General features: G+C 66.0%; 20 protein-coding genes and 1 other RNA gene. 13 read left to right on the forward strand and 8 right to left on the reverse strand.

Annotation, left to right across the window (positions count from 1 at the left end; genetic code table 11):
- Positions 1–5: 5 nt before the first annotated feature.
- On the reverse strand, positions 6–2,615 hold the full coding sequence (gene mgtA, locus GYH34_RS17220; RefSeq protein ID WP_161914640.1) for a magnesium-translocating P-type ATPase: 2,610 nt from the start codon (positions 2,613–2,615) through the stop codon (positions 6–8).
- 202 nt (positions 2,616–2,817) lie between these two features.
- On the opposite strand from mgtA, the gene GYH34_RS17225 reads away from it, so the two are divergent.
- Entirely contained in the window at positions 2,818–4,083 is a 1,266-nt protein-coding gene (locus GYH34_RS17225; protein ID WP_244635194.1) for an O-antigen ligase family protein, read from the forward strand.
- Here GYH34_RS17225 and GYH34_RS17230 read toward each other — a convergent pair.
- Entirely contained in the window at positions 4,055–5,734 is a 1,680-nt protein-coding gene (locus GYH34_RS17230; RefSeq protein WP_161914642.1) for an outer membrane beta-barrel protein, read from the reverse strand. The two genes, GYH34_RS17225 and GYH34_RS17230, sit on opposite strands and share 29 nt — an antisense overlap.
- 103 nt (positions 5,735–5,837) lie before the next feature.
- On the reverse strand, positions 5,838–6,098 hold the full coding sequence (locus GYH34_RS17235) for a DUF2312 domain-containing protein (RefSeq protein ID WP_018266579.1): 261 nt from the start codon (positions 6,096–6,098) through the stop codon (positions 5,838–5,840).
- 259 nt (positions 6,099–6,357) lie between these two features.
- On the opposite strand from GYH34_RS17235, the gene GYH34_RS17240 reads away from it, so the two are divergent.
- The 3 genes from GYH34_RS17240 to GYH34_RS17250 all read left to right on the forward strand — a co-directional run bounded on the left by GYH34_RS17240 (position 6,358) and on the right by GYH34_RS17250 (position 8,218).
- Positions 6,358–6,819, forward strand: coding sequence for an RDD family protein (locus tag GYH34_RS17240; protein ID WP_036292337.1), 462 nt, complete (start codon positions 6,358–6,360; stop codon positions 6,817–6,819).
- Positions 6,820–6,951: 132 nt separating this feature from the next.
- Complete coding sequence (locus GYH34_RS17245) at positions 6,952–7,683, forward strand: arginyltransferase (RefSeq protein ID WP_024880950.1); 732 nt, start codon at positions 6,952–6,954, stop codon at positions 7,681–7,683.
- 142 nt (positions 7,684–7,825) lie between these two features.
- A complete protein-coding gene (locus GYH34_RS17250; RefSeq protein ID WP_161914643.1) occupies positions 7,826–8,218 on the forward strand; it encodes a hypothetical protein in 393 nt (130 codons plus the stop codon).
- 145 nt (positions 8,219–8,363) lie between these two features.
- Here GYH34_RS17250 and GYH34_RS17255 read toward each other — a convergent pair whose 3' ends face one another.
- On the reverse strand, positions 8,364–8,744 hold the full coding sequence (locus GYH34_RS17255; RefSeq protein WP_161914644.1) for an AprI/Inh family metalloprotease inhibitor: 381 nt from the start codon (positions 8,742–8,744) through the stop codon (positions 8,364–8,366).
- Between the two features lie 425 nt (positions 8,745–9,169).
- On the opposite strand from GYH34_RS17255, the gene hemN reads away from it, so the two are divergent.
- The 3 genes from hemN to GYH34_RS17270 all read left to right on the forward strand — a co-directional run bounded on the left by hemN (position 9,170) and on the right by GYH34_RS17270 (position 12,071).
- Positions 9,170–10,516 carry an oxygen-independent coproporphyrinogen III oxidase gene (hemN, locus tag GYH34_RS17260; RefSeq protein WP_161914645.1) on the forward strand — a complete coding sequence of 449 codons (1,347 nt, stop codon included), beginning with the start codon at positions 9,170–9,172 and terminating at the stop codon, positions 10,514–10,516.
- A gap of 279 nt (positions 10,517–10,795) precedes the next feature.
- Entirely contained in the window at positions 10,796–11,536 is a 741-nt protein-coding gene (locus tag GYH34_RS17265) for an ATP-binding protein (RefSeq protein ID WP_161914646.1), read from the forward strand.
- Between the two features lie 43 nt (positions 11,537–11,579).
- Entirely contained in the window at positions 11,580–12,071 is a 492-nt protein-coding gene (locus GYH34_RS17270) for a polymer-forming cytoskeletal protein (protein WP_018266572.1), read from the forward strand.
- 33 nt (positions 12,072–12,104) lie between these two features.
- On the opposite strand, the gene GYH34_RS17275 is transcribed toward GYH34_RS17270, so the two are convergent.
- The 3 genes from GYH34_RS17275 to GYH34_RS17285 all read right to left on the reverse strand — a co-directional run bounded on the left by GYH34_RS17275 (position 12,105) and on the right by GYH34_RS17285 (position 14,891).
- A complete protein-coding gene (locus GYH34_RS17275) occupies positions 12,105–13,613 on the reverse strand; it encodes an acyl-CoA synthetase (RefSeq protein ID WP_161914647.1) in 1,509 nt (502 codons plus the stop codon).
- A gap of 32 nt (positions 13,614–13,645) precedes the next feature.
- A complete protein-coding gene (locus GYH34_RS17280; protein ID WP_018266570.1) occupies positions 13,646–14,587 on the reverse strand; it encodes a ribose-phosphate pyrophosphokinase in 942 nt (313 codons plus the stop codon).
- Between the two features lie 91 nt (positions 14,588–14,678).
- Positions 14,679–14,891 (reverse strand): hypothetical protein, encoded by a 213-nt coding sequence (locus GYH34_RS17285; RefSeq protein ID WP_161914648.1) that lies wholly within the window; start codon positions 14,889–14,891, stop codon positions 14,679–14,681.
- Positions 14,892–15,059: 168 nt separating this feature from the next.
- Here GYH34_RS17285 and GYH34_RS17290 point away from each other — a divergent pair, with 168 nt between their 5' ends.
- The 6 genes from GYH34_RS17290 (at position 15,060) to GYH34_RS17315 (ending at position 21,808) form a co-directional block, all read left to right on the forward strand.
- On the forward strand, positions 15,060–15,773 hold the full coding sequence (locus GYH34_RS17290) for a GNAT family protein (RefSeq protein WP_161914649.1): 714 nt from the start codon (positions 15,060–15,062) through the stop codon (positions 15,771–15,773).
- A 138-nt stretch (positions 15,774–15,911) separates the two neighbouring features.
- Entirely contained in the window at positions 15,912–17,132 is a 1,221-nt protein-coding gene (gene mnmA, locus GYH34_RS17295) for a tRNA 2-thiouridine(34) synthase MnmA (RefSeq protein WP_161914650.1), read from the forward strand.
- The gene (locus GYH34_RS17300; protein WP_161914651.1) at positions 17,132–17,872 is read left to right on the forward strand and encodes a class I SAM-dependent methyltransferase; all 741 of its coding nucleotides are present in this window, start codon (positions 17,132–17,134) and stop codon (positions 17,870–17,872) included. Before mnmA ends, GYH34_RS17300 begins: the two co-directional genes overlap by 1 nt.
- Positions 17,873–17,966: 94 nt before the next feature.
- Positions 17,967–18,122: non-coding RNA, 6S RNA (gene ssrS, locus GYH34_RS17305), on the forward strand.
- A 31-nt stretch (positions 18,123–18,153) separates the two neighbouring features.
- Positions 18,154–18,744, forward strand: a complete 591-nt coding sequence (locus GYH34_RS17310; RefSeq protein ID WP_161914652.1) for a 5-formyltetrahydrofolate cyclo-ligase — start codon at positions 18,154–18,156, stop codon at positions 18,742–18,744.
- Between the two features lie 106 nt (positions 18,745–18,850).
- Positions 18,851–21,808 carry a bifunctional [glutamine synthetase] adenylyltransferase/[glutamine synthetase]-adenylyl-L-tyrosine phosphorylase gene (locus GYH34_RS17315; RefSeq protein WP_161914653.1) on the forward strand — a complete coding sequence of 986 codons (2,958 nt, stop codon included), beginning with the start codon at positions 18,851–18,853 and terminating at the stop codon, positions 21,806–21,808.
- Between the two features lie 77 nt (positions 21,809–21,885).
- On the opposite strand, the gene GYH34_RS17320 is transcribed toward GYH34_RS17315, so the two are convergent.
- The gene (locus GYH34_RS17320) at positions 21,886–23,196 is read right to left on the reverse strand and encodes an MFS transporter (protein ID WP_161914654.1); all 1,311 of its coding nucleotides are present in this window, start codon (positions 23,194–23,196) and stop codon (positions 21,886–21,888) included.
- Positions 23,197–23,238 lie beyond the last annotated feature (42 nt).

Below are 23,238 nucleotides of genomic sequence, written 5' to 3' on the forward strand. Positions count from 1 at the left end.
TTCCATCACATCCCCCATTTTTTCACGAACCAGCTCTTCACCAAATGCGCCAGCACCGAATAGCAGATCAGGAATGAGAAAATCGCCGGCCAATAGAGCGGCGGCAGCGGCGTAAAACCGAAGACGCCGGCAATGGGCGAGAAGGGAAGCGCCGCGCCGATGACGCAAATGGTGAGCGTCGTCAGCAGCAGCGCATTGCTCGCGCGGCTCTCGATGAAAGGTATTCGCGCCGTGCGGATGATATGGATGACGAGCGTCTGCGTCAGCAGAGATTCGACGAACCAGCCGCTCTGAAACAGCGCCGGATCGGTCCAGGCGCCGAAGCCATAGATCATCAGCGCGAAGGTCGCATAATCGAAGATCGAGCTGATCGGCCCTACGCACAGCACGAATTTGGCGATATTGTCTATGTCCCAACGACGCGGCCGTGCGAGATATTCCTCGTCCACATTATCGGTCGGAATCGCGGTCTGCGAGAAATCATAGAGCAGATTATTGGTGACGACCTGTATGGGCGTCATCGGCAAAAAGGGCAGGAACACGCTCGCGCCGAGCACGCTGAACATATTGCCGAAGTTCGAGCTCGCGCCCATCTTGATATATTTGGTGATGTTGGCGAAGACCTTGCGGCCCTCGATCACGCCGTCGCCGAGCACGGCGAGGCTCTTCTCGAGCAAGATGATATCGGCCGTCTCCTTGGCGACGTCGACGGCCGTGTCGACCGAAATTCCGACATCGGCCGCCTTCAGCGCCGGCCCGTCATTGATGCCGTCGCCGAGATAGCCGACCACATGGCCCTTGCGATGCAGCGCGTCGATGACGCGCGCCTTTTGCGGCGGCGACAGCTTGGCGAAAACGCTCGCCTCCGCCGCCAGCGTCGACAGCTCCTCGTCGCCCATCGACTCGATCTGCGACCCCAGCACGATGCGTCCGACCTCGAGCCCGACATCCTTGCAGATCTTGCGCGTCACAATGTCATTGTCGCCGGTCAATATCTTCACCGCGACGCCGGATTTCGCGAGCGCGGCTATGGCCGGCGCCGCGCTCTCCTTGGGCGGATCGAGAAAGGCGATGTAGCCGAGCAGCGTCAGCGCGCTCTCATCGGCGATGGAAAAGCTCGTCTGCGTTCGCGGCAGCTCCTTATAGGCGACGGCGACGACGCGAAAGCCGTCGGCGTTCAGCTCTTCCATCTCGCGCCGCGCCGCATCGAGATGCGAAGGGTCCAGCGCGCCGCAATCTGTCTCCGTCTCATAGCGCGATGAAATGGCGAACAGCTCCTCCACAGCGCCTTTGCAAATCAGCAGATGCGGCCCGTCGTCGCGGCGCACGACCACGGAGAGCCGGCGGCGCTCGAAATCGAAGGGAATTTCATCGATCTTCTCGAACCTATGATCGGGGCGCAACTCATGCGCCAATTCGTGATGCTCGAGCACGGCTCGATCGAGCAGATTTTTCAGCCCCGATTGAAAATGGCTGTTGAGAAAAGCGAATTCGAGAACGCGCTCCGAGTCCTCGCCAAAAACGTCGAGATGCTGCTTCAATATGATGCGGTCCTGCGTCAGCGTGCCGGTTTTGTCGGTGCACAGCACATCCATCGCGCCGAAGTTCTGGATGGAGACGAGCCGCTTCACGATCACCTTCTTGCGCGCTATGGCGATCGCGCCCTTGGCGAGATTGACGGTGACGATCATCGGCAGCATTTCGGGCGCCAGCCCCACCGCGACGGAGACGGCGAAGAGCATGGCCTGCAGCCAATCGCCTTTCGTCACGCCATTGATGACGAACACCGCCGGCGCCATCACCGCCATGAACAAGACCATCAGCAGAGTGAAGCGCGTCACGCCTTTGTCGAAGCTCGTCTCGACGCGCGCGCCGGCCATCTTGTCGGCGAGCGCGCCGAGGCATGTGCGCGGCCCGGTCTCTACCACGACGCCGGTCGCATAGCCGCTCACCACATTGGCGCCCATCAGCGCGAGATTTTGCGCGGCGAAGGGATCGCTCGCCGGCGCCGCATGCGCATATTTTTCCACCGGCATGGATTCGCCGGTCAGCGCCGATTGATTGACGAAAAGATCCTTGGCCTCGAGCAGGCGCATGTCGGCGGGGATCATATCGCCGGCCGAAAGGCGCACGATATCGCCCGGCGTGAGCCATTCGATCGGCTCCTCGACGAAGCCATTCGGCGCATGCCCGCCCGGCCGGCGCACGGAGGCGTGCGTGCGCACCATGGCCTGCAGGCGCGCGGCGGCCTCATTGGAGCGATGCTCCTGGAAAAAGGCGAGGCCGACGCTCAGCACGACCATCGCCGCTATGACGATGGCGGCGCGCAGATCGCCGAGCGCATAGGACGCGACCGCGAGGCCGAGCAGCAGCGCGTTGAGCGGATTTTTCGCGCGTTCGAAAAGCTCGCGCAGCAGGCTCGGGCGACGCTCACGGGCGATGCGGTTGAGTCCGACGCGTCGCAGCCGGCGCGCAGCCTCCCGCACGCTCAGCCCCCCGCGCGCGCTGCTCAGATCGGCGAGGACCGCCTCGGCGTCGGCGCGCGCCGCGCGCAGCAGCGCGTCGTCGCGGCGTTTCTCATGCAGCAGGCGCGTCGCCGAAAATTGCTGGTTCATCTCTTGCAATTTCCCGATTCGGGCGGGGGCGGAAGAAGCGAAGCTGTTTCATCGCGGGCCGGCAAGGGCGCATGATGTCGCTTCGCTATCAAGCCGAGGTCACGCTTTCTTAACCATGCCGAGGCTAGCAAATTCACAAGGCGCCGTCCTCACCTCGCGCGCGTCGCGCCCCAAGGCGCGCGACCTCCTGGATCGTTCCGATATGGGACAAGCGATGACCGAGGCCGCGGCGGCGGCGCCACAGCCCCGTTGGACGTTGAACTATCCGCGGCTGCTCAATGCGCTGTTCTGGATCACCGCCTTTTCCGGCTCGGTGGTGTTCATCGAGCCCTCGCCCTATGACGGGCTCATCCTGCTGACGCTCATTGTCTGGGTGCTCGGCGGCGTGCGCATTCATCGCGCCGTTCTGCCGGGCGTCGCCCTGCTCGTGCTATGGGCGCTCGGCGGCTATATCTCGCTCATTCCCTATTGGAACGAGCCCGATCCCGTCGACTTCATGACGCATACGCTGTTCATCTCGACGACCGGCGTCTTCTATATGCTGTTCTTCTCGGAGAACACGTCGCGGCGTTTCGATCTGTGCATGAGCGGCTATGCGGCGAGCTGCATGCTCGCGGCCGTCATCGCCGTCGGCTCCTGGGCCGGGCTTTTCGGCAATCCGTTGACGATGACGCTCGATGGACGCGCCATGGCGCCCTTCAAGGACCCCAATGTGCTCGGCTCCTATATGGTGCCGGGCGTGCTCTATTTCGTGCAGCGCCTGCTGCTCGGCCGCTGGGCCTATTGGCCGGTGACGCTCGCCGGCCTCGCGCTCTCGGGCGCAGCGCTGTTCACCTCCTTCTCGCGCGGCTCCTGGGGCGCGGCGGTGGTATCCATCGCGCTGATGACGATCATGTCGGTGGTGACGGCCGATTCGCGCAAGATGCGGATGCGCATCGGCTTCATGGCGCTCGCCGTCGTCGGCGTCGTCGTGGTGGGCGTCGGCGCGGCGCTCACCGAGCCCTCGGTGCGCGAATTCTTCTTCAAGCGCGCCTCGGCGACGCAGGACTATGACGAAGGCCCCACGGGCCGCTTCGGCAATCAGAAGCGTTCGCTGCCCATGCTGGTGGAACGGCCCAACGGCATGGGACCGCTGCGCTTTCGCCTCATCTTCGGGCTGGAGCCGCATAACAGCTACATCAACGCCTTCGCCTCCAATGGCTGGCTCGGCGGCTTCGCCTTTCTCGGCCTCGTGCTGACGACGACCTTCGTCGGCTTCCGCCTGTCGCTGACGCGCTCGCCCTATCTGCGGCATGGACAGCTCATCTGGTCGGCGATGTTCGTGTTCTTTCTGCAGGCGCTGCAGATCGACATCGACCATTGGCGCTATTTCTTCATCTATCTCGGCGCCGTCTGGGGCCTCGAGGTCGGCCGCGTGAAATGGGCCGAGCGCAACGCTGTTACGGCTCGAAGCGAAGCCCGCCCATGATGACATTGGCGGTGAAGTTGGAGTTCGCCGTCGAGCTGACGAGGCGCTGCCAGAAATAGCTGCCTTTGATCGAGATGGAGCGGGTGAGCTTGTATTCGAGCTTCACGCCCGCGGTGCCGACCTGCTCGAACGTGTCCGCGCCCTGGTAATTATTGGTCTGATAGCTGCCGGTCGTGGTGATGGTGAAATTACGGAACATCGCATGCGTCACATCGAATGTGACATTGCGCGAGAGCACGCCGGCCGCGCCTTGCAGCGTCGTCTCGGAGAGCGTCGTTCCGGCGCGCAGCGTCACCGTGGTGAGCGGCGTCGCCGTGTAGATGATGGCGGCGTCGATGAGCGGCCCGCGCAAGCGCGGCAGGCGCGGATCGGCGTAATCGCGCTGCGCATAGCCGCCGGAGGCTTCGCCGGTGACGAGATCGGTGATCTTGAATGTCGTGCCGGCGCGGCCGGAGACGCCGGTGCTGTCGCGCGCATAGCCATAAGGATCGAGCCAGCTGTCGTGGACGCGCTTGTCGAGCGTCGCCTCGAGATAGGGCTTCATCGACGGGGTGAGCTCATAGGAGATGCGCGGATTGATCCCCGGATCATTATAGCTCGTGCTCATCAGATTGAGCATGGAGCCGTCGTTGTAATAGGCGTTCTGATAGATCCAGCGGTCGAAGGTTCCGCGCATCGTCACATCGAGCCGGCCGAAGCTCTGCGTGACGCCGGCAGCCGTGCCCAGCGAGACGATGAGCGGCCGATTGACGACCGTGACATTGGGAAGGCTGGTGACGAGGCCCGGCGCGCCCGGACGCTGCGAATCGAGCGTGAACTTGCCCTCGAATTTCACCTTGGTGTCGCGCGCGACGTCCCAGCGATAAAAGACGTCGCCGACGCCATCGGGCCGATCGGCGTTGTCGACGCTGAAATAATCCACATAGCCGAGCCGCAGGTTTCCTTGAATCTCGTCGCGGCCCCATTCCGAGCGCAAGCGCAGGCCGGCGTCGACGCGGAAGAATTTCGAGCCCAGGTAGCCGGAGGTCAGGCGATTCGGGTTGGTGTCATAGCCATAGGTCGGCTCGGCGAACGGGTAGAGGCGCAGCGAGCCGACGCCGAGGCCGAGCGGCGCATAAGGATTGGCGTCGATGCGCGGCTTCGGCTTCGCCGGAATCTGCGCCGGAAGCGCGACATTGGGCGGCGGCGGCCGCTCGGCCGGCAAATCCAGCGCGCCGCGAAAGCCGCGCATGCGCAGCTTGGCCAGGCGCTTGATCTTGGCCTTGGCCTGGACCGAGGTCTTATAGGCTTCGAGCGGCGGCAACGGATGCGCCGGGGAGAGTGGCGGCGGCTTCAAAGGCGCCGGCGGCGGATTGGGCCTGGGCAAGCGGGCGCGCACGCGCGGCAATCCGTAATTCGGAGCCCCGGAGGAGAGTTCAGGAGCGGCCCGCCGCTCCTGCGTCATCGGCTGGGAGACCGAGGGCGGCGCGGCGTCCAGCCCCGGAATGGAGGGGACGGTCGGAAGATCGCGCAGCGGGGTGATATCGAGCGAGGAGGGCGAGAGCGTCTGGCCAGCGGCCGGACGCGACGGAGCCACCACCGCCGGCGCAGCCAGCGACAGGGCGATCAGCGTCGTTGCCGCGGCGCGGCTCTGAAACTTGGCGGAAGCCACTCGTTCCCTCGCGCGAACGCCCGGTCGAAGCGGGCGCGATGGAAACGAGCGTTAAGGAGTTATGGTTAACGGAGGCTTACCAGCGAAGCTCGAGACCAAGGGCTCAATCGCCCAGCGCGGCCATATAGAGCTCGAGGATCTCTTCCTCTTCCGCGCGCTTATGCTTATCCTGGCGGCGCAGCGAGACGATCTTGCGCATGATCTTGGGATCGAAGCCGGTGCTTTTCGCCTCGCCATAGACGTCCTTGATATCGTCGGCGATGGCGCGCTTCTCCTCCTCGAGCCGCTCTATGCGCTCGATGAAGGAGCGCAAATGCCCCCCATTCACCTCGCCGGTCGGATCGATCCCGGCGCTGGCCTCCATCTCTCGGGCGGCGACCCTGTTGCTGGCCATGATCTTCTCCTAAAGGGCTCGGGGAAACTTCGGCGCTCTGGGGGAGCCGCGCGAGCGTCCATTCCAGACGTCCATGTCCAGGACGACGGCGAGGCATGCCAAGCCACGGCCGGCGCCGTCAAGCGCGCTCGGAAATAATCCCCGCTTTCCTCCCGTCCGAGCTTGACGCCCACCCCCGCGCCCCCGACATCAAGCCCGCAAAACCCGCAAAAGGGGTGAGGATACGCAAATGTACGACGCCGGCGGCGACGGCCGCCTCTATCCGGTCTCTCCGGGCCTGCCGCCGCGGGAGGCGCTCGCCGGCGTGCGCACGCGCCGCATTCTCGCCCTCTGCCTCGATTTTTTCGCCGTGGCGCTGCTGTCGGCAGGGCTGTGGCTCGGTTTGCTGGTGCTGAGCTTCGGCCTCTCGGCCTTTCTGCTGCCGCCGCTGTTTCCGCTGGTGGCCTTCTTCTACAACGGCCTCACCGTCTCCGGCTGGCGGCGGGCGACGCCGGGAATGCGCGCCATGGACCTCGAAGTGCGGCTCGCCAATGGCGCGCCGGCCCCCTTCCTCAACGCGGCCGTCCAGGGCGTGCTCTTTTATGTGAGCTGGCTGTTCCCGCCGCTGCTGCTCGTCACCTTCATCACCTCGGACAAGCGTTGCCTGCACGACATTCTGGCCGACGTCATCGTGCTGCGCCGCGCCGATTGAAGCGGACCGACGAAATTTTCTCGGCGAAATTTCTTGGCGCGCCCCGGGCGTCGATTCTAATATCCCGGTATGTCCGCGCTGGAAGGCGTCGGAGCGTGCGGTATATCGAATTCGGCGACAGGACCAGACAGCGTGACGAGAGAGCCCCGCGACGCGCCGCAATTCTATCTCACCTCGCCGGCGCCGTGCCCCTACCTCCCCGGGCGCGACGAGCGCAAGGTGTTTACCCATTTGATCGGCCGCCGCGCGCCGGCGCTCAACGACACTTTGACGCAATCGGGCTTCCGCCGCTCGCAGACCATCGCCTATCGGCCGGCCTGCGAGACCTGCCGGTCCTGCGTCTCGGTGCGGGTGAAGGTCGAAGAGTTCCAGCAATCCAAAGGTTTGCGCAGGGTCGCGCGGCGCAACGCCGATCTCTTCGCCGAGGCGCGCCGCCCCCATGCGGCGAGCGAGCAATATGCGCTGTTCCGCGCCTATGTCGGCGCGCGACACAATGACGGCGGCATGGCCGATATGAGCATGGTCGACTATCAGATGATGGTCGAGGACAGCCACGTCGAGACGCGACTGATCGAATATCGCATGCCCGCCGAGAATGGCGGACCGGGCCGGCTGGTCGCCTGCTGCCTGACCGATTATCTCGCCGACGGCCTGTCGATGGTCTATTCCTTCTACGACCCCTCGATGGACGAGCGCTCGCTCGGCGCCTTCATGATTCTCGACCATGTGGAACGGGTGCGCCGCGCCGCGCTGCCACATCTCTATCTCGGCTATTGGGTCGATGGCTCCCGCAAAATGGCCTATAAGGCCCGCTTCCTGCCGCAGGAGCGGCTGGGCATGGACGGCTGGAAGCGCGTCGACTGATTCGTTTTCGCGACGCTTTCCTGAAGGCCAGATGAACGAAGCGGCCATCCGCCGTTCAGCTTCGCCGCATTAACCTTTGCTTCGTCATCAGGAATTGCCGGCCGGCGCTCGGCGCGGCCGAATGAAGCGAAGGAGAGCGTCCATGGGCGCGAGGATCACAAAAATCGCCGCACTCGCGGTCGCCGGCGTCGTCGCTGCGACGACCATCGGCGCCGCGACTCCTGCTCTCGCCGACGGCTGGGGCCATCACGGCGGCTGGGGCCATCACGGCGGTTGGGGCCATGGCGGCGGCTGGGCTCGTCCCGGATACGCCGGCTATGGCTGGCGCGGCGGCCATCGCGGTTACGGCTGGGGCGCTCCGGTCGCAGCCGGCGTGCTCGGCGCTCTGGCGGTCGGCGCGATCGCGGGAGCCGCCTCGCAGCCCTATTACGGCTACAGCGGCTATGGCTATGGCGGCTGCTATCCGGCCAATCAGCCCGTCCTCGACGATTGGGGCAATGTTGTCGCCTATCGCCGCGTGCAAGTCTGCAACTGACGCGATCGAATAGAGATTCGGCGAATTAACAGAATTCGGCGCCCGGTCAGCCAGGGGCGCCGATGCCCGCCGCCGCCTCCCCGCCCCCTCTCGCGCGACGGCGAGTATAGGCCTCCCGGACTCCCCTCCGGGGGGCCTTTTTTCGTCAGAGCCGGCGCAGCGACAGCTCCTTGCCTTCCTTGGCGTCGCGGCGCCACAGCCCGTCGGCCTCGAGATCGAAATGCGCCTTATGGCCCTTGCGGGCAGTGAGCGCGAGGCGGCCGCGCTCCATCGACCAGCCCACCGGATCGAAGATGACGACGCCCTGGTCGCGGCAAGCCGGCGCCAGCTGGGCGCGGAAGCCGCCCGGCCCTCGGGCGCGATCGTCGAGCGTCAGCATGCAGCCGGTGTCCTTGTCGCCGGCGCGAAGAATCGCATAGCGGCCGGCGACGCTGGACGTCGCCGCGATTGCGGGCGCGGCCTCTATGGCGGCGAACGTCAGGCCGACGAAGGCGAGAAGCTTCGCAGAACGATAAAAAAGCGACATTGAAGGCTCCAAGGAGCATTGAGAATCGAGGAAGAATATTGCCCTGCGCACGCCTCTCGACCAAGCCTCGAGGCGAAAAAAACGCGCGGCGTCGTCGGAACCAACGCGTTTTATTGAAACTCCTCCCCACATTCTCGCGTCTCTGCTCCGCGCCGCGGCCCGGTCGCGAGGCGGAGTCGCGCCGAAGCGCCAGCGGTCGTCGATCTGTCGAGGATTTCCACGCGCAATCGCCCGCTACATCCGATATTTGCAAAAGGCGCGTTAACGAATTGCTCTATCTCGGCCATTGGCCCGGCCGTCGCGGGGCGACAATTCGGCGGCTCCGCCGCGCGACGCTCTTGCGCTTTTGCCCCTCGCGCCCCAAAGGACTAATCTCGAGCAAAAGGCCGGGGTTCGCGGCCTTCCTCCACACTGGAGCCGGCAAGATGACCAGCGCCTCTCTCGCTCTCGCCGAACGTTCGGCGCCGCGTTACACGAGCTATCCCACCGCCCCGCATTTCTCGGCGGACATCGGGCCGGATCAGGCTGCGCGCTGGCTCGCCGAGCTCTCGCCGCAGGCCGATCTGTCGCTCTACCTGCATGTGCCCTTCTGCCCGGCGATCTGCACCTATTGCGGCTGCCACACCAAGGCGCTGCGTCAGGATGCGCCGCTCACCTCCTATAAGGAGACGCTGCTGCGCGAGATCGAGCTGGTCGCGGCCTCGACGCCGGCGCGCCATGTGCGCTCGATCCATTGGGGCGGCGGCACGCCGAGCATGCTCGGCCCCTCGCGCTTTCGCGAGGTGGCGCATGTGCTCGGCGAGCAGTTCGACATCGCCCGCGACGTCGAGCATGCGATCGAGCTCGATCCGCGTCTCGTGGACGCCGCGCTCGCCGATGCGCTGGTCGCCTCCGGCGTCAATCGCGTCTCGCTCGGCGTGCAGGATTTCAACAGCCATGTACAGAAAGCCGCCGGCCGCGAGCAGCCGTATGAGGTGGTGGAGCGCTGCGTCGCGCTGCTGCGCGCCGCAGGGCTCGAGGCGATCAACTTCGATCTGATGTACGGCCTGCCGGAGCAGAGCGTCGACGATGTGATCCGCACGGCGAAGCTCGCCGTGGGACTGTCGCCGAGCCGCCTCGCGGTGTTCGGCTATGCGCATGTGCCGTGGTTCGCCGTGCATCAGCGGCTGATCGATCAGGCCGCGCTCGCCGGCGCCAATGAGCGCCTCGCGCAGGCGGAGGCGGTGCGCGCGACGCTGGAGGCCGAAGGCTTCGAGATCATCGGCCTCGATCATTTCGCGCGGCCGCAGGACACGATGGCGCAGGCCGCGCGCGAGGGCCGATTGCACCGTAATTTCCAAGGCTACACCACCGACGCGGCCGATGCGCTCATCGGCCTCGGCGTCTCCTCCATCGGCCGGCTGCCGCAGGGCTATGTGGGCAATATCGGCGACACCGGCAATTGGCGCCGCTCCGTCGAGGCGGAACGCCTGCCCATCTCGCGCGGTCTCGCCTTCTCGGCGGAAGACAAGGCGCGCGGCGCCGTGATCGAACGACTGATGTGTGATTTCTCAGTGGATTTCGGCGCAATCGCCGCGGCGCATGATTTCCGCGAGGATGCTTTCGACGACGCCGTGCCGCGCCTTTCGACGCTGATCGACGAAGGCCTCGTCGCGCTCGACGGTCGCCGCCTCACCATCGCGCAGCGCGGTCGTCCCTTCGCGCGGCTCGCGGCAGCCGCCTTCGACGCCTATCTCGAAGCGAAAGCCGCTCGGCACTCTGTCGCTGTGTGAGCCGCGCCGATCGCCGAACGAAAAACGCTTTCGAGCGATGTGCGCGACGCATCGACTCGTCGCCATCGCTTGTGATATTACCGATATGTTTCTTATCCCCGGCTCAATTTCGTTCGGCCCTGGGCCGGCATTGACAAAGCGACCGTAACCTCGAATTGTCTCAATATGAAATAAGTACTATCGCCTAGGCGATTCCCCCAGCTTTCGTCTCACAGCGTCGCGCGCCGTCACGAGTCCGCACGAGACGCGTAGCGTTTATCATTCCGAGGAAACAGCATAATGCTCGCATCGCCACTCGTTCTGGTCGGAGCCGACAAGGGCGGAGTCGGCAAGACGACGGTGACGCGGCTGCTGATCGATTTCCTGCAGATGGCGAACCGCGCGGTGCGCGTCTACGACACGCAAGCGCCGACCGGCGCGCTGAAGCGTTTCTATCCTGATATCGCGCAGATCATCGACATTCGCGACGTGCGCCATCAGGCGCGTCTCGTCGAGAGCCTCACCCAGCACAGCGCCGTCACCATCGTCGACATAAAGGCGGGGCAGCTCACGCGCACGCTGCGCTTCATGGAGGATGTCGGTCTGCTCGACGCCGCGTCGCGCGGCGAGGCGCGTGTGATGGTGCTGCACCTCATCGGCGCATCGGTCGCCTCGCTCTCCGAGCTCGAGGAGGTCGAGCCCTTCAAGAGCAAATGCGAATATCGCATCGTCAAGAACTTCATCAACGCCTCCAACTTTTTTCAAGAGAACGCCCACTTCTCCGAACGCTATCTCGGCGAGAGCGATGCGAGCCGCGAGATCATCGTGCCGCGTCTCGATCCGCTCGCCTATGAGGCGGTGGAGCTTACCGGGCTGCCATTTTCGTCTTTCGTGTTCGACGAGCCTGCGCGCAACGCCGAACATCGTCCGCGCTCATTCGTCCTGCGCGGCTATGTGCGCACATGGCTCGAACGTTCATGGACCAATTTCGAGGCCGCGGGGCTGCGCAGCTATGTCGCTCCCGCTTCCGAGAAAATCTAATTCCAAGAAGCCGGCAAACGGCGCAACAAAGGAGACCACTGTGATGAAAGACTTCCGACCTGAAGAAAAGAATGTCGTCTATATCGGCGAAGGCGTGACGCTGACCGGCTCCGTCAAAGCGCAGGACACGATCGTCGTCGACGGCGCCGTCGATGGCGAGATCTCTTGCAGCCAGCTGATCGTCGGCCCGTCGGGCGTCGTCAATGGCGCGATCTCGGTCTCCGACGCGGATATCTATGGCCGCATCGGCACGGATATCACCATCAAGCAGCTGCTGATCGTGCGCTCCACCGGCCGTGTCGAAGGCAAGTGGATCTATGGCGAGATCGAGGTCGAGAAGGGCGGCGTGCTGTTCGGCACGGCGGAATCGACCGAAATCCGCTCCGAGCGCAAGCCCGTGAACGCCAAGGACGACAAGGCCTCCTTCAAGAGCTTCGAGAAGCCCGCGCTGGTCGCCTCCAATGACGCCGACGCCGACGCAGCGCCTGTCACCAGCATCTCGTCGCGCGCGCTGCGCGATCGCCGCAAGGCCTGACGTTCGGAGCCGCGAGGCTCGGGACGGAATGGCTCAGGGCAAAGCCGCGCGCAAGAGCTTGCCATTGCGATTGCGCGGCAGCGCCTCCAGAAAAACGATCTGTCGCGGCCGCTTATAGGCCGCGAGATGATCCGCGCAATGGGCGAGGATATCCTCCTCGCCCAGCGTCGCGCCATCGCGCAAGATCACATAGGCTTTGATGATCGTCTGATCGTCGCGACCCGGGCGCTCCGCGACCGCGGCGTCGGCGACGAGTGGATGCGCCAGCAGGCATTTCTCCACTTCCGCCGGCGAGACGCGATAGCCGAGCGCGTTCATCACCTCATCGGCGCGGCCGTGGTGCCACATATAGCCATCGGCGTCGAACTCGACGAGATCGCCGGAGACGAACCAGTCGCCGCGAAAGGCTTCCCTTTCTTCATCCGGCCGGTTCCAATAGCGCAACATCAGGCCCGGCTCATCGCGACGCACGGCGAGCACGCCGGTCTCGCCGCGACCGAGCGGCTCGGTCCCCTCCTCGCGCGGCAGAGCGGCGACGAAGCGCCCCGGCTGCGGGCGACCCGGCGAGCCCGGCCGCACCGGAACGCTCGGCGCGCTGGAAATGAAGGTCGAAATCTCGCTCATGCCGAAGGCCTCGTAGAGCTCGGTCTTGGCGCGCGCGCGCCATTCCTCGAGCAGGCTCGGCGACAGAGCGGCGCCGGCGGTGAGGCCATGCCGCAGGCTCGAGAGATCATGCGTCTCCAGCGCCGCATATTTGAGAATCTGGCGATAGACGCCGGGCACGGCGGCGAAGATGGTCGCGCGATGGCGCGCGATGAGCCGCGGCCAGACTTGCGGATCGGGACGGCCGTTGTAGAGCACCGCCGCGGCGCCATTGGCCAGCGGATCGACCACGCCGACGCCGAGCGTGTAGGTCCAGTTCATCGCGCCGGCGTGCAGCATCACATCGTCGGCCGTGAGCCCCTGCCAATGCGAATACATGGGCCGCCGCGCCCAGGCGGCGCGATGCGCATGCAGCACGCCCTTGGGCCGGCTCGTCGTGCCGGAGGTGTAGACGAGATAGGCGGGATCGTCGGCCGCCGTGTCGGCGTATTCCTCCAGCAGCGCGCCTTTCGTCAGCCGCGCGAGATCCGCGCCGCGCAAGACGACGACGCCGACGCGCGAATGCGCCTCGCTCTCGAAATCGCGGCCGAGCACCAGCGCGGTCGCGCCGCAATCTTCCAGCAGGAAGGAGGCCTCCTCGAAAGTGAGCTGCGAGGAGGCGAGCAGCGCGACATAGCCGGCGGCGATGGCGGCGAAATAGGAGAGGACAGCGCCGGCCTCATTGCCCATGCGGATCATCACGCGCGCGCCGGGCGAAAGGCCGAGATCGCGAAAGCCGGCGGCGAGCGCGCGCACGTCACGATCGAGCGCGCCATAGGTCCAGCTCGTCTCGCTCTCGTCGCCGACGATGACGATCGCCGTCTTGTCGGGATGAATGCGCGCGTGATCGGCGATGCAATAGCGGGCGAGATTGAAGCGGGCGGGAACGGGCTCGATCATGTGCTCACTAGACTCTCGAGAGCGCGCGCCCGTCAGTCGAACAGGCTCGACACGCTCTCCTCGCGCGCCGTGCGGGCGATGGCCTCGCCGATCAGCGGGCCGATCGGGATGAAGCGAATATTGCGCGCCCCCTGCACGGCCGGCGTCGCCGCGATCGTGTCGGTCAGCACCAGCTCTTTCAGCTTGGAGGCGGCGACGCGCTCGGCCGCCGCGCCGGAGAGCACGCCGTGGGTGATATAGGCGGAGACCGAGGTCGCGCCCTGCGCCAGCAGCGCCTCGGCGGCGTTGCAGAGCGTGCCGCCCGAATCGACGATATCGTCGACGAGAATGCAATTGCGACCGGTGACGTCGCCGATAATGTTCATCACCTCCGATTCGCCGGCGCGCTCGCGGCGCTTGTCGACAATGGCCAGCGGCGCATCGATGCGTTTGGCGAGAGCGCGGGCGCGCACCACGCCGCCCGTGTCCGGCGAGACGACCATCGCATTGGGCACTTTGGCGTGCGATTTGATATCCGCCACCATGACCGGCGCCGCGAAGAGATTGTCGGTCGGAATGTCGAAGAAGCCCTGAATCTGCCCGGCATGGAGATCGACGGTCAGCACGCGGTCGGCGCCCGCCCTGGTGATGAGATTGGCGACGAGCTTGGCCGAGATCGGCGTGCGCGAGGTGCCTTTGCGGTCCTGCCGCGCATAGCCGAAATAGGGAATGACCGCAGTGATGCGGCGCGCCGACGCGCGGCGCAGCGCGTCGATCATGATGAGCAGCTCCATCAGATGATCGTTCGACGGCGCGGACGTCGACTGGACGACGAAAGTGTCCTGCCCGCGCACATTCTCCTGAATCTCGACGAAGACCTCCATATCGGCGAAGCGCCGCACCTGCGCCCTGCACAAAGGCACGTTGACATAGGCTGCGATCGTCTCGGCGAGCGCGCGATTAGAGTTGCCTGCGAGAATTTTCATCGCCGCCATCGATACGCCTCGACCCTCACCAGTGACACGGCGGCCTCTTAGCAGCGATGCGGCCGTCGGACAATACGGCAGCAATATGACACTGCTCTCGTCACGCCTCGCCGCGGCGGCAGACGATCTTGAGATATTCCTGTCCCTCGCGCGGCGCGAGCGTCGTGCGGGCGATCGTCGCCTGCCCGAGGAAGCCGCATTGCGCCTGGCTCGCCACCCTCGGCCCCCGGACGACGTCTATCGCCGTCTCCGGGCGGCAGTCGCTCGGCGAGACCTGGAGCGAGCAGACGAGGATCATTACGGAATAGAGCATGCGCTTTCTCCCCCCGCTCGAGTTCGGCTCCTCGAGCCTGCCGCTCCCCATTCCCGGCTCTTGCTCAGGCCCGACGAGACCTCTCTGACGACGAAGCTAGGGCATGTTCCATGCCACTGCGATGAGATAAAAGCGGCAGAGCCGCCTTCTTTCGACCCTGAGACAAAAATGTCACAACCGCAGTCCCCGGCCCCGCTCTCGGCGCCCTTTGTCGCCCCCACGCGAACGCGCCTGTCCGGCCGGCTGACGACGCTCGTCCCGCTCGCGGCGGCCCATGCCGACGATCTCTATGCGGCGACGCATGAGCAGCCTCGCGCCGAGGAGCGCGAGGCGCTGTGGCGCTATCTCTTCATCGGCCCCTTCCCCGACCGCGCCGCCTTCCGAGCCGCCGTCGAGAAAATGGAGGCCGCGACAGACGCAATCTGGTTCGCCGTACTCGACGGCGACGGCCGCGCTGTCGGCTTCCAGTCCTATATGAACATCGAGCCGGCCAATCGCGCCGTCGAAGTGGGCGGCGTGCTCTATTCCCCGGCTCTGCAGCGCAGCGCCGCGGCGACAGAGGCGCAATATTTGTTCGCCGCCCACGCCTTCGAGACGCTGGGCTGCCGCCGTTATGTCTGGAAATGCGACAACGCCAATGAGAAATCCAAGGCGGCGGCGCTGCGGCTCGGCTTCTCGCCGGAGGGGCTCTTCCGCCAGCATATGATCGTCAAGGGCCGCAATCGCGACACTGCCTGGTTTTCCATGCTGGACAGCGAATGGCCGGCGCGCCGAGCCGCCTTCGAGGCCTTTCTCGATCCCGGCAATTTCGACGCCTTCGGCCGCCAGAAAACGCCGCTTTCGGCCTTGAACGGGCAGGCCCGCGCGGCAGATAGGGACTGACGGCGGCAAGGCCGAGCCCGGCTCGGACGGATTGCCTCGCCGAACGGATGATGGTTTACAATGAATTGCGAGACGTTGGCGCGGATTTGACGCTTCCGCCGGCGGTTCTCGCGCAACGCTCTTCGGACGGTCTAAACAATGACGACGGCCGGCGCCAGCCTACTCAACAGCCTCGACCTGCCCAAGCCGCCGGGCGAGACGCGCGTCGTCGTGGCCATGTCCGGCGGCGTCGACTCGAGCGTCGTCGCCGCTCTGCTGCGCGAGGAAGGCTATGACGTCGTCGGCGTCACGCTGCAGCTCTACGACCATGGCGAGGCCACGCATCGCAAGGGCGCCTGCTGCGCCGGCCAGGACATTCAAGACGCGCGCCAGGTGGCGGCGCGGCTCGGCATTCCGCATTACGTGCTCGACTATGAGAGCCGCTTCCGCGAGACCGTCATCGACACTTTCGCGCAGAGCTACGCCAGCGGCGAGACGCCGGTTCCCTGCGTCGCCTGCAATCAATTCGTGAAATTCGTCGATCTCTTCGAGACCGCCAAGGATCTCGGCGCCGACGCTCTCGCCACCGGCCATTACATCGCCTCCCGCGAGGACGGCTCCGGCGGCCGGGCGCTCTATCGCGCCTTCGACGCTTCCCGCGACCAGAGCTATTTCCTCTTCGCCACGACGCGCGCTCAGCTCGACATGCTGCGCTTTCCGCTCGGCGAATACGCCAAATCCGAGGTGCGCGAGCTGGCCCGGCGGTTCGGCCTCGACATCGCCGAGAAGCCGGACAGCCAGGACATTTGTTTCGTTCCGAGCGGACATTACACCGATCTCGTCGAGCGCCTGTCGCCCGGCGCCGCCGTGCCGGGCGACATCGTCCATGTGGACGGGCGCGTGCTCGGCCGCCATGCCGGCGTCATCCATTACACCATCGGCCAGCGGCGCGGCCTCGGCCTCGGCGCCGCCGTCTCCGGCCGCGCGGCCGAGCCGCTCTTCGTCGTGCGGCTCGACGCCGCCAAGGCGCAGGTCGTCGTCGGCCCGCGCGAGGCGCTGGAGACCCGCCGCGTCGCGCTGCGCGACGTGAATTGGATCGGCGCGGGCGATCTTTCCGATCTGCCGGCCGAGGGTCTGCCGATTTCCGCGCGCGTGCGCTCCACCCGCCCGCCGACGCCGGCGCTGCTGCGGCCGCTGCCGGGCGGCGGGGCGGAGGTCGTGTTCGAGACCGGCGAGTTCGGCGTCTCGCCGGGCCAGGCCTGCGTCTTCTATGAGCGCGACGACACGCGCGGCCGCGTGCTCGGCGGCGGCTTCATCGCGCATGCCGAAGCGGAGCCCCCCGCGCCAGAGCCGGCGCTCGAGCTCGATCGGAGCGCCTGATGAGCGATGCGCGTGGCGTTTCCGGGTTCAGCTTTTTCGAGCACGGCCTCGATCGCCAGGCGATAGAGGCCGCCTACGCCCGCTGGGCGCCCGTCTATGACCTCGTCTTTTCCCATATGCTCGGCCCCGGCCGGCGCGCCGTGGCGACGATCGCCTCCCGCGCCGATGGGCGCATATTGGACGTCGGGGTCGGCACCGGCCTCGAGCTGCCCATGTTCCGCGACAAGACGCGGGTCGTCGGCGTCGATCTCTCCGAGCCTATGCTGCAACGCGCCTCCGCCCGCGTCGCCCGCGAGGGGCTGACGAACATCGCCGGCCTCGCCCGCATGGACGCGAGCCGGCTCGCCTTCTGCGACGCCAGCTTCGCCTGCGTGGTGGCGCCCTATCTGCTGACCGTGGTGCCCGACCCGGAGGAGACGCTGGACGAGCTCGCCCGCGTGGTGCGGCCGGGCGGCGAGATCGTGCTGGTCAATCATGTCAGCTCGCCGGATTGGCCGATGTCCGCGCTGGAGCAGCTCATCGGCGAGAGCTTTTCGGTCACTCTCGGCTGGCGCCCGCAATTCCCATGGTCGATCATCGGCGACTGGATCGACTCGCGCACCGACATGCGCCTCACCGAGCGCCGCGTGCTGCCGCCCTTCGGCCTGTTCACGCTGACGCGCATAGAGCGCCTCGCCCGCTGGGGCGAGCATTCCCGCCGGCCCTATGACGAGCATCGTCGGCCGTTCGAGCACGCGTAATCGAACCGGGCAAAGGCGAGGAAAGCGCCCCCGATTCCACACACCTTCGAGCCAGCCTCTGGCGTTCCCGCCCGCGTGGGATTACATTGCTCCTGCGGCGCTGCGGGGTGCGTGACGGACTTTAATTCCCCGGGGCCTTATCGATCTCTAAGGGAGCTGTCCCTGGCCTTGCCCGTGGGCTCGGTCACTACGGCGCCCACCTACGTTGTAGGTTCCCGGGATCGATGTCCCACGGCTCACGCGGCCCGCGCTTCGAACATGTCGGATGATACGACGCCCCAATGACCGTCGACGCCAAGACCGAACTGCGCCGGCGGACGCTCTCCCGCCGCGATCTCGTCTCCCATGAGGAGGCGCACGCCGCCTCGCTCGCCGTCGCCGAGCGCGCGCTGGCGCTGGTGCGCCGATTCGCGCCCCGCGCCGAAGCGACCGGCGAGGTGGTCTCCGTCTATTGGCCGATCCGCAGCGAGCTGAACACGCGCCCGCTGCTGGAGACTCTGGCGGCGGAGAAAATCGCCACCGCTCTGCCGGTCATGACGGCGGTGAAGCGCCCGCTGATCTTCCGCGCCTTTGCGCCCGGCGACGATCTGGTGAAAGGCCCCTTCGGCCTTTCCGAGCCGGCCGAGACACAGCCCTCCTTCGATCCCGACATCGTCTTCTCGCCGCTCGCCGCCTTCGACCGCAAGGGCTATCGGCTGGGCTATGGCGGCGGCATCTATGACGCGACGCTCTCGCAGCTGCGCACGAAGAAGCGCATCGTCGCCGTCGGCGTCGCCTACGCCTGCCAGGAAGCGGACTCCGTGCCGACCGAGCCGCACGATCAGAAGCTGGATTTTCTGCTGACCGAGCGAGAGCTGATCGCGTTCTCGTGACGCGCGTTCGCGTCGCCCGAGTCTCGACGCGCGATCCCTTCTCCCACTCGTGGGAGAAGGGATCGCGCAATTCTGAGAGGCGTCGCTGCGCAGGCAACGGACGAAAATGACGCAGACGAATCCCGCCCGCTCCCTTCTCTCCCGCGCTCTCCGCATCATCGAGCCGCATGATCGCGCGCAAGCCGAGGCCGCGCTGGCGCGCGTGCTGGAGCGCGACGCCGGCGCGCTCGCAGCCGTCATCGCCGCGCAGGGAAATGCGCGTCCCCTGCTCGAAGGCGTCCTCGGCTCCTCGCCTTTTCTCACCGAGCTTTCCGCGCGTGATCCCGCCCGGCTCGCGCGCCTGCTCACAGCCGATCCCGACGCCAGCCTCGCGCGGCTCGTCGAGGCCACGCGCAACGCCGCCAAAGGCGTCGCGGATGAAGCCGAGCTGATGCGCGCGCTGCGGCGCGCCAAGCAGGAGGGCGCGCTGCTGGTCGCGCTCGCCGATCTCTCCAAAGCCTGGGACACGATGCCGGCGACCGATGCGCTCACGCGCCTCGCCGACGCCGCGCTTTCCGCTTCCATCGCCTTCACGCTGCGCGAGGCCGCCGCCGCCGGCAAGCTCGAGCTCTATGATCAGCGCATGCCGGAGCGCGGCTGCGGCTGGATATTCCTCGCCATGGGCAAGGAAGGCGCCTATGAGCTCAACTACTCTTCCGACATAGATATCATCGTCCTCTTCGACCGCGCCCGCGCGCGCGTCGCGCAGCCGGCTGAAGACGTCGATCTCTTCGTCAAAATGACGAAGCGCGTCGTGCGCATTCTCTCGGAGATCACGCCCGACGGCTATGTGTTCCGCGTCGATCTGCGCCTGCGTCCCGACCCCGGCGCGACGCCCATCGCCATACCGCTCGAGGCGGCCTTCTCCTATTACGAGAGCATGGGCCAGAATTGGGAGCGCGCAGCCTTCATCAAGGCGCGTGCGGCGGCCGGCGACATTCCCGCGGGCGAGGCTTTTTTGAAAGAGCTCTCGCCTTTCGTCTGGCGCAAGAATTTCGATTTCGCCGCCATCGCCGACGTGCATTCGATCAAGCGGCAGATTCACGCTTTCAAAGGCCATGGCGAGATCACCGCGCTGGGGCATGATCTCAAGCTCGGCCGCGGCGGCATTCGCGAGATCGAGTTTTTCGCGCAGACGCAGCAGCTCATCACCGGCGGACGCAATCCCGCGCTGCGCGGCCGCGCGACATTGGAGACGCTGGACGCGCTCCTCGCCAATGGCTGGATCGAGCCACGCGTGCGCGACGAGCTGCGCGCGGCTTACGTCTTTCTGCGCGATATCGAGCATCGCATCCAAATGGTCGCCGACAAGCAGACGCATATTCTGCCGCGCGACGAGAAGGAGGCGCTGCGCATCGCGCGCATGGCCGGCTTCGCCACGCTCGAGGATTTCACGCAGGCGCTGGTCGCGCATCTCGAGACGGTGCAGAGCCATTATTCGCATCTCTTCGAGAGCGCGCCGCAGCTCTCCTCGCAAACGGGCAATCTCGTCTTCACCGGCGGCGAGGACGATCCCGGCACGCTGGAGACATTGTCGCGCCTCGGCTTCGCGCATCCCAAGACAGTGACGGAGACGATACGCGGCTGGCATTTCGGCCGTTACGCCGCGACGCGCTCCACCAAGGCGCGCGAGCGCCTGACCGAGCTGACGCCGGCGCTGCTCGAGGCGCTCGCCGCGACAGAGAACGCCGATCAGGCCTTTCTCGCTTTCGACAAATTGCTCGCCGGGCTTCCGGCCGGCGTGCAATTGTTTTCCGTGCTCCTCGCCAATCCGACGCTGCTGTCTCTGCTGACGGCGATCACCGGCGCCGCGCCCAAGCTCGCCGCCACCATCTCACGGCGCCCGCGCGTGCTCGACGCCGTGCTGGAGCCGGCCTTTTTCGAGCATCTGCCCGATGAAGCGGAGCTCGCCGCCGCGCTCGCGCGCAGCCTCGCGGAAACGCGCTCCTATGAGGAGGCGCTCGACGCCGCGCGCGTCTTCGGACAGGAGCAGAAGTTTCTCATCGGCGTGCGCGTTCTGACCGGCGCGCTCTCTGTGGCAGAGGCAGGCCTCGCCTATGCGCGGCTCGCCGAGCGCCTCATCGCCGCTCTGCTGCCGCGCGTCGAGGCGGAGCTCGCGCGCGCGCATGGACGCCTGGAGGGCGGCCGCGCTTGCGTGGTCGCGCTGGGCAAGCTCGGCGGACGCGAGATGACCGCCGCTTCCGATCTCGATCTCATGCTGCTCTATGACGCCGATCCGCACGCTGAATCGGATGGCGAGCGGCCGCTCGCCACGCCCGCCTATTATGCGCGGCTGACGCAGCGGCTCATTTCCGCGCTCTCCGCGCCAATGGCGCAGGGCCTGCTCTATGAGGTCGATTTTCGCCTGCGGCCGTCCGGCAGCAAAGGACCGCTGGCGGTGAGCCTGAAGGCCTTCGAGGATTATCACGCGCATGAGGCGTGGAGCTGGGAGCATATGGCGCTGACGCGCGCGCGCGTCGTCGCCGGGGCGAGCGATTTCGCGACGATCGTCGAAGAAGCGATCGGCGCCGCGCTGACGCGTCCGCGCGACGTCGAAAAGCTGCGCCAGGATGTCGCCGACATGCGCGCTCGTCTCGAGCGCGACAAGCCGGCGAAGAGCCTTTGGGATTTGAAGCAGGCGCCGGGTGGGCTGATCGATGTGGAATTCATCGCGCAATATTTGCAGCTTCGCCATGCGAACGCGCATCCGGCATGCCTCTCGACGATGACATCGACGGCGCTGGAGCGTCTTTCCGATTTCTCCCTATTGGACCCGAATGAAGCGGCGACATTGATCGAAGCCGCGCGCCTCTATCAGAGCCTCACGCAATTGCTGCGGCTCTCCATCGACAATGATTTCGATCCGGCGCATGCGCCGCGCGGCCTCGTCGAGCTGCTGCTGCGCGGCGGCGAGGCGGTGGATATCGCCCATCTCGAGGCGCAGATCGTGGAGACGCAGCGCGCGACGCGGACGATTTTCGCGTCCATTCTCGGCGCTGAACGCAAAGCAGCGCCCTCACCCTGAGGAGCCGGCGAAGCCGGCGTCTCGAAGGGTCGACCGCGCCTCGCAAAAAGCGCCTCAGGATGAGGGGACTGTATTCATCATCGATCGACGAGCCGCGATGGAATGGCGACGATGACGAGCATCGCGCTCATGGCCATGAACAGCGCCAGCGCATAGAGCCCGTAGTCGGCGCGCTGCGTCTGATCCTTGATGAAGCCGACCATATAGGGGCTGGCGAAGCCGGCGAGGTTTCCGACCGAATTGATGAGCGCTATGCCGCCCGCCGCGGCGACGCCGCGCAGAAAAGCGGTCGGGCAGCTCCAGAACAATGGCAGCGCCGTCATCGTGCCGGCGCTCGCCACGGTGAGCGCGATCAGCGCCGTCGCCGTGTCGGCGGCAAAAAGCCCGCTGGCGACGAGGCCGACCGCGCCCAAGGCGCAAGGCAGAGCGAGATGCCAGCGGCGCTCGCGATATTTATCGGCGCTGATTCCGCCCAAGAGCATGGCGACGCTGGCGACGGCGTAGGGGGCGGCCGACAAGAGGCCGATGTCGAGCGGCCGGCCGACGCCCGTCGCCTGAACCAAAGTCGGCAGCCAGAAACCGACGCCATAGAGCCCCATCACAATTCCGAAATAGACGAGACATAAAACCCAGACCTTGGCGTCGCGCATCGCATCGCGGAAGGAATGGGACGCATGGGCGACGTGATCGGCGGCGAGATTATCGGCGAGCAGCTTCTTTTCGCCGACAGACAGCCAGCCGGCTTTTTCGATATTGTCCTCCAGCGCGAAAAAGACGATCGCGCCGACGAGAATCGACGGGAGCCCCTCGATGAGGAACATCCAGCGCCACCCCGAAAGCCCGTGAGCGCCGTCGAGATTCTGCAATATCCAGCCCGAGAGCGGCCCGCCGACGACCCCGGCGAGCGGGACCGCCAACATCAGCAGCGCGGTGATGCGGCCGCGCCGCGCGGCGGGAAACCAATAGGTGAGATAGAGGATGGCGCCGGGAAAGAAGCCGGCCTCGGCGACGCCGAGCAGAAAGCGCATGACGTAGAACATCAGCGGCGTGGAGACGAGCATGGTCGCCGCCGAGGCCAGCCCCCAGGTGACGAGAATGCGCGCGATCCAGCGCCGCGCGCCGACGCGATGCAGGATCAGATTGCTCGGAATCTCGAACAGGAAATAGCCGATGAAGAAGACGCCGGCGCCGAGCCCATAGACGCTTTCGCTGAACTTCAGATCGCCGACCATCTGCAGCTTGGCGAAGCCGACATTCACGCGATCGAGATAAGCGAGGATGTAGCAGAGAAAGAGCAGCGGCAGCGCGCGCCGCGTGACCTTGGCGTAGACGCGCTGCTCGAAGGCGGCCGACGCGGCGTCGCCGTGGAGCGGCGGAACGAGAGTCATGACGATATTTCCCAAAGGCCGCAGCCACGGCCCCATAGTAGA

It is taken from the genome of Methylosinus sp. C49 (assembly GCF_009936375.1).
Classification (GTDB): Bacteria; Pseudomonadota; Alphaproteobacteria; order Rhizobiales; family Beijerinckiaceae; genus Methylosinus.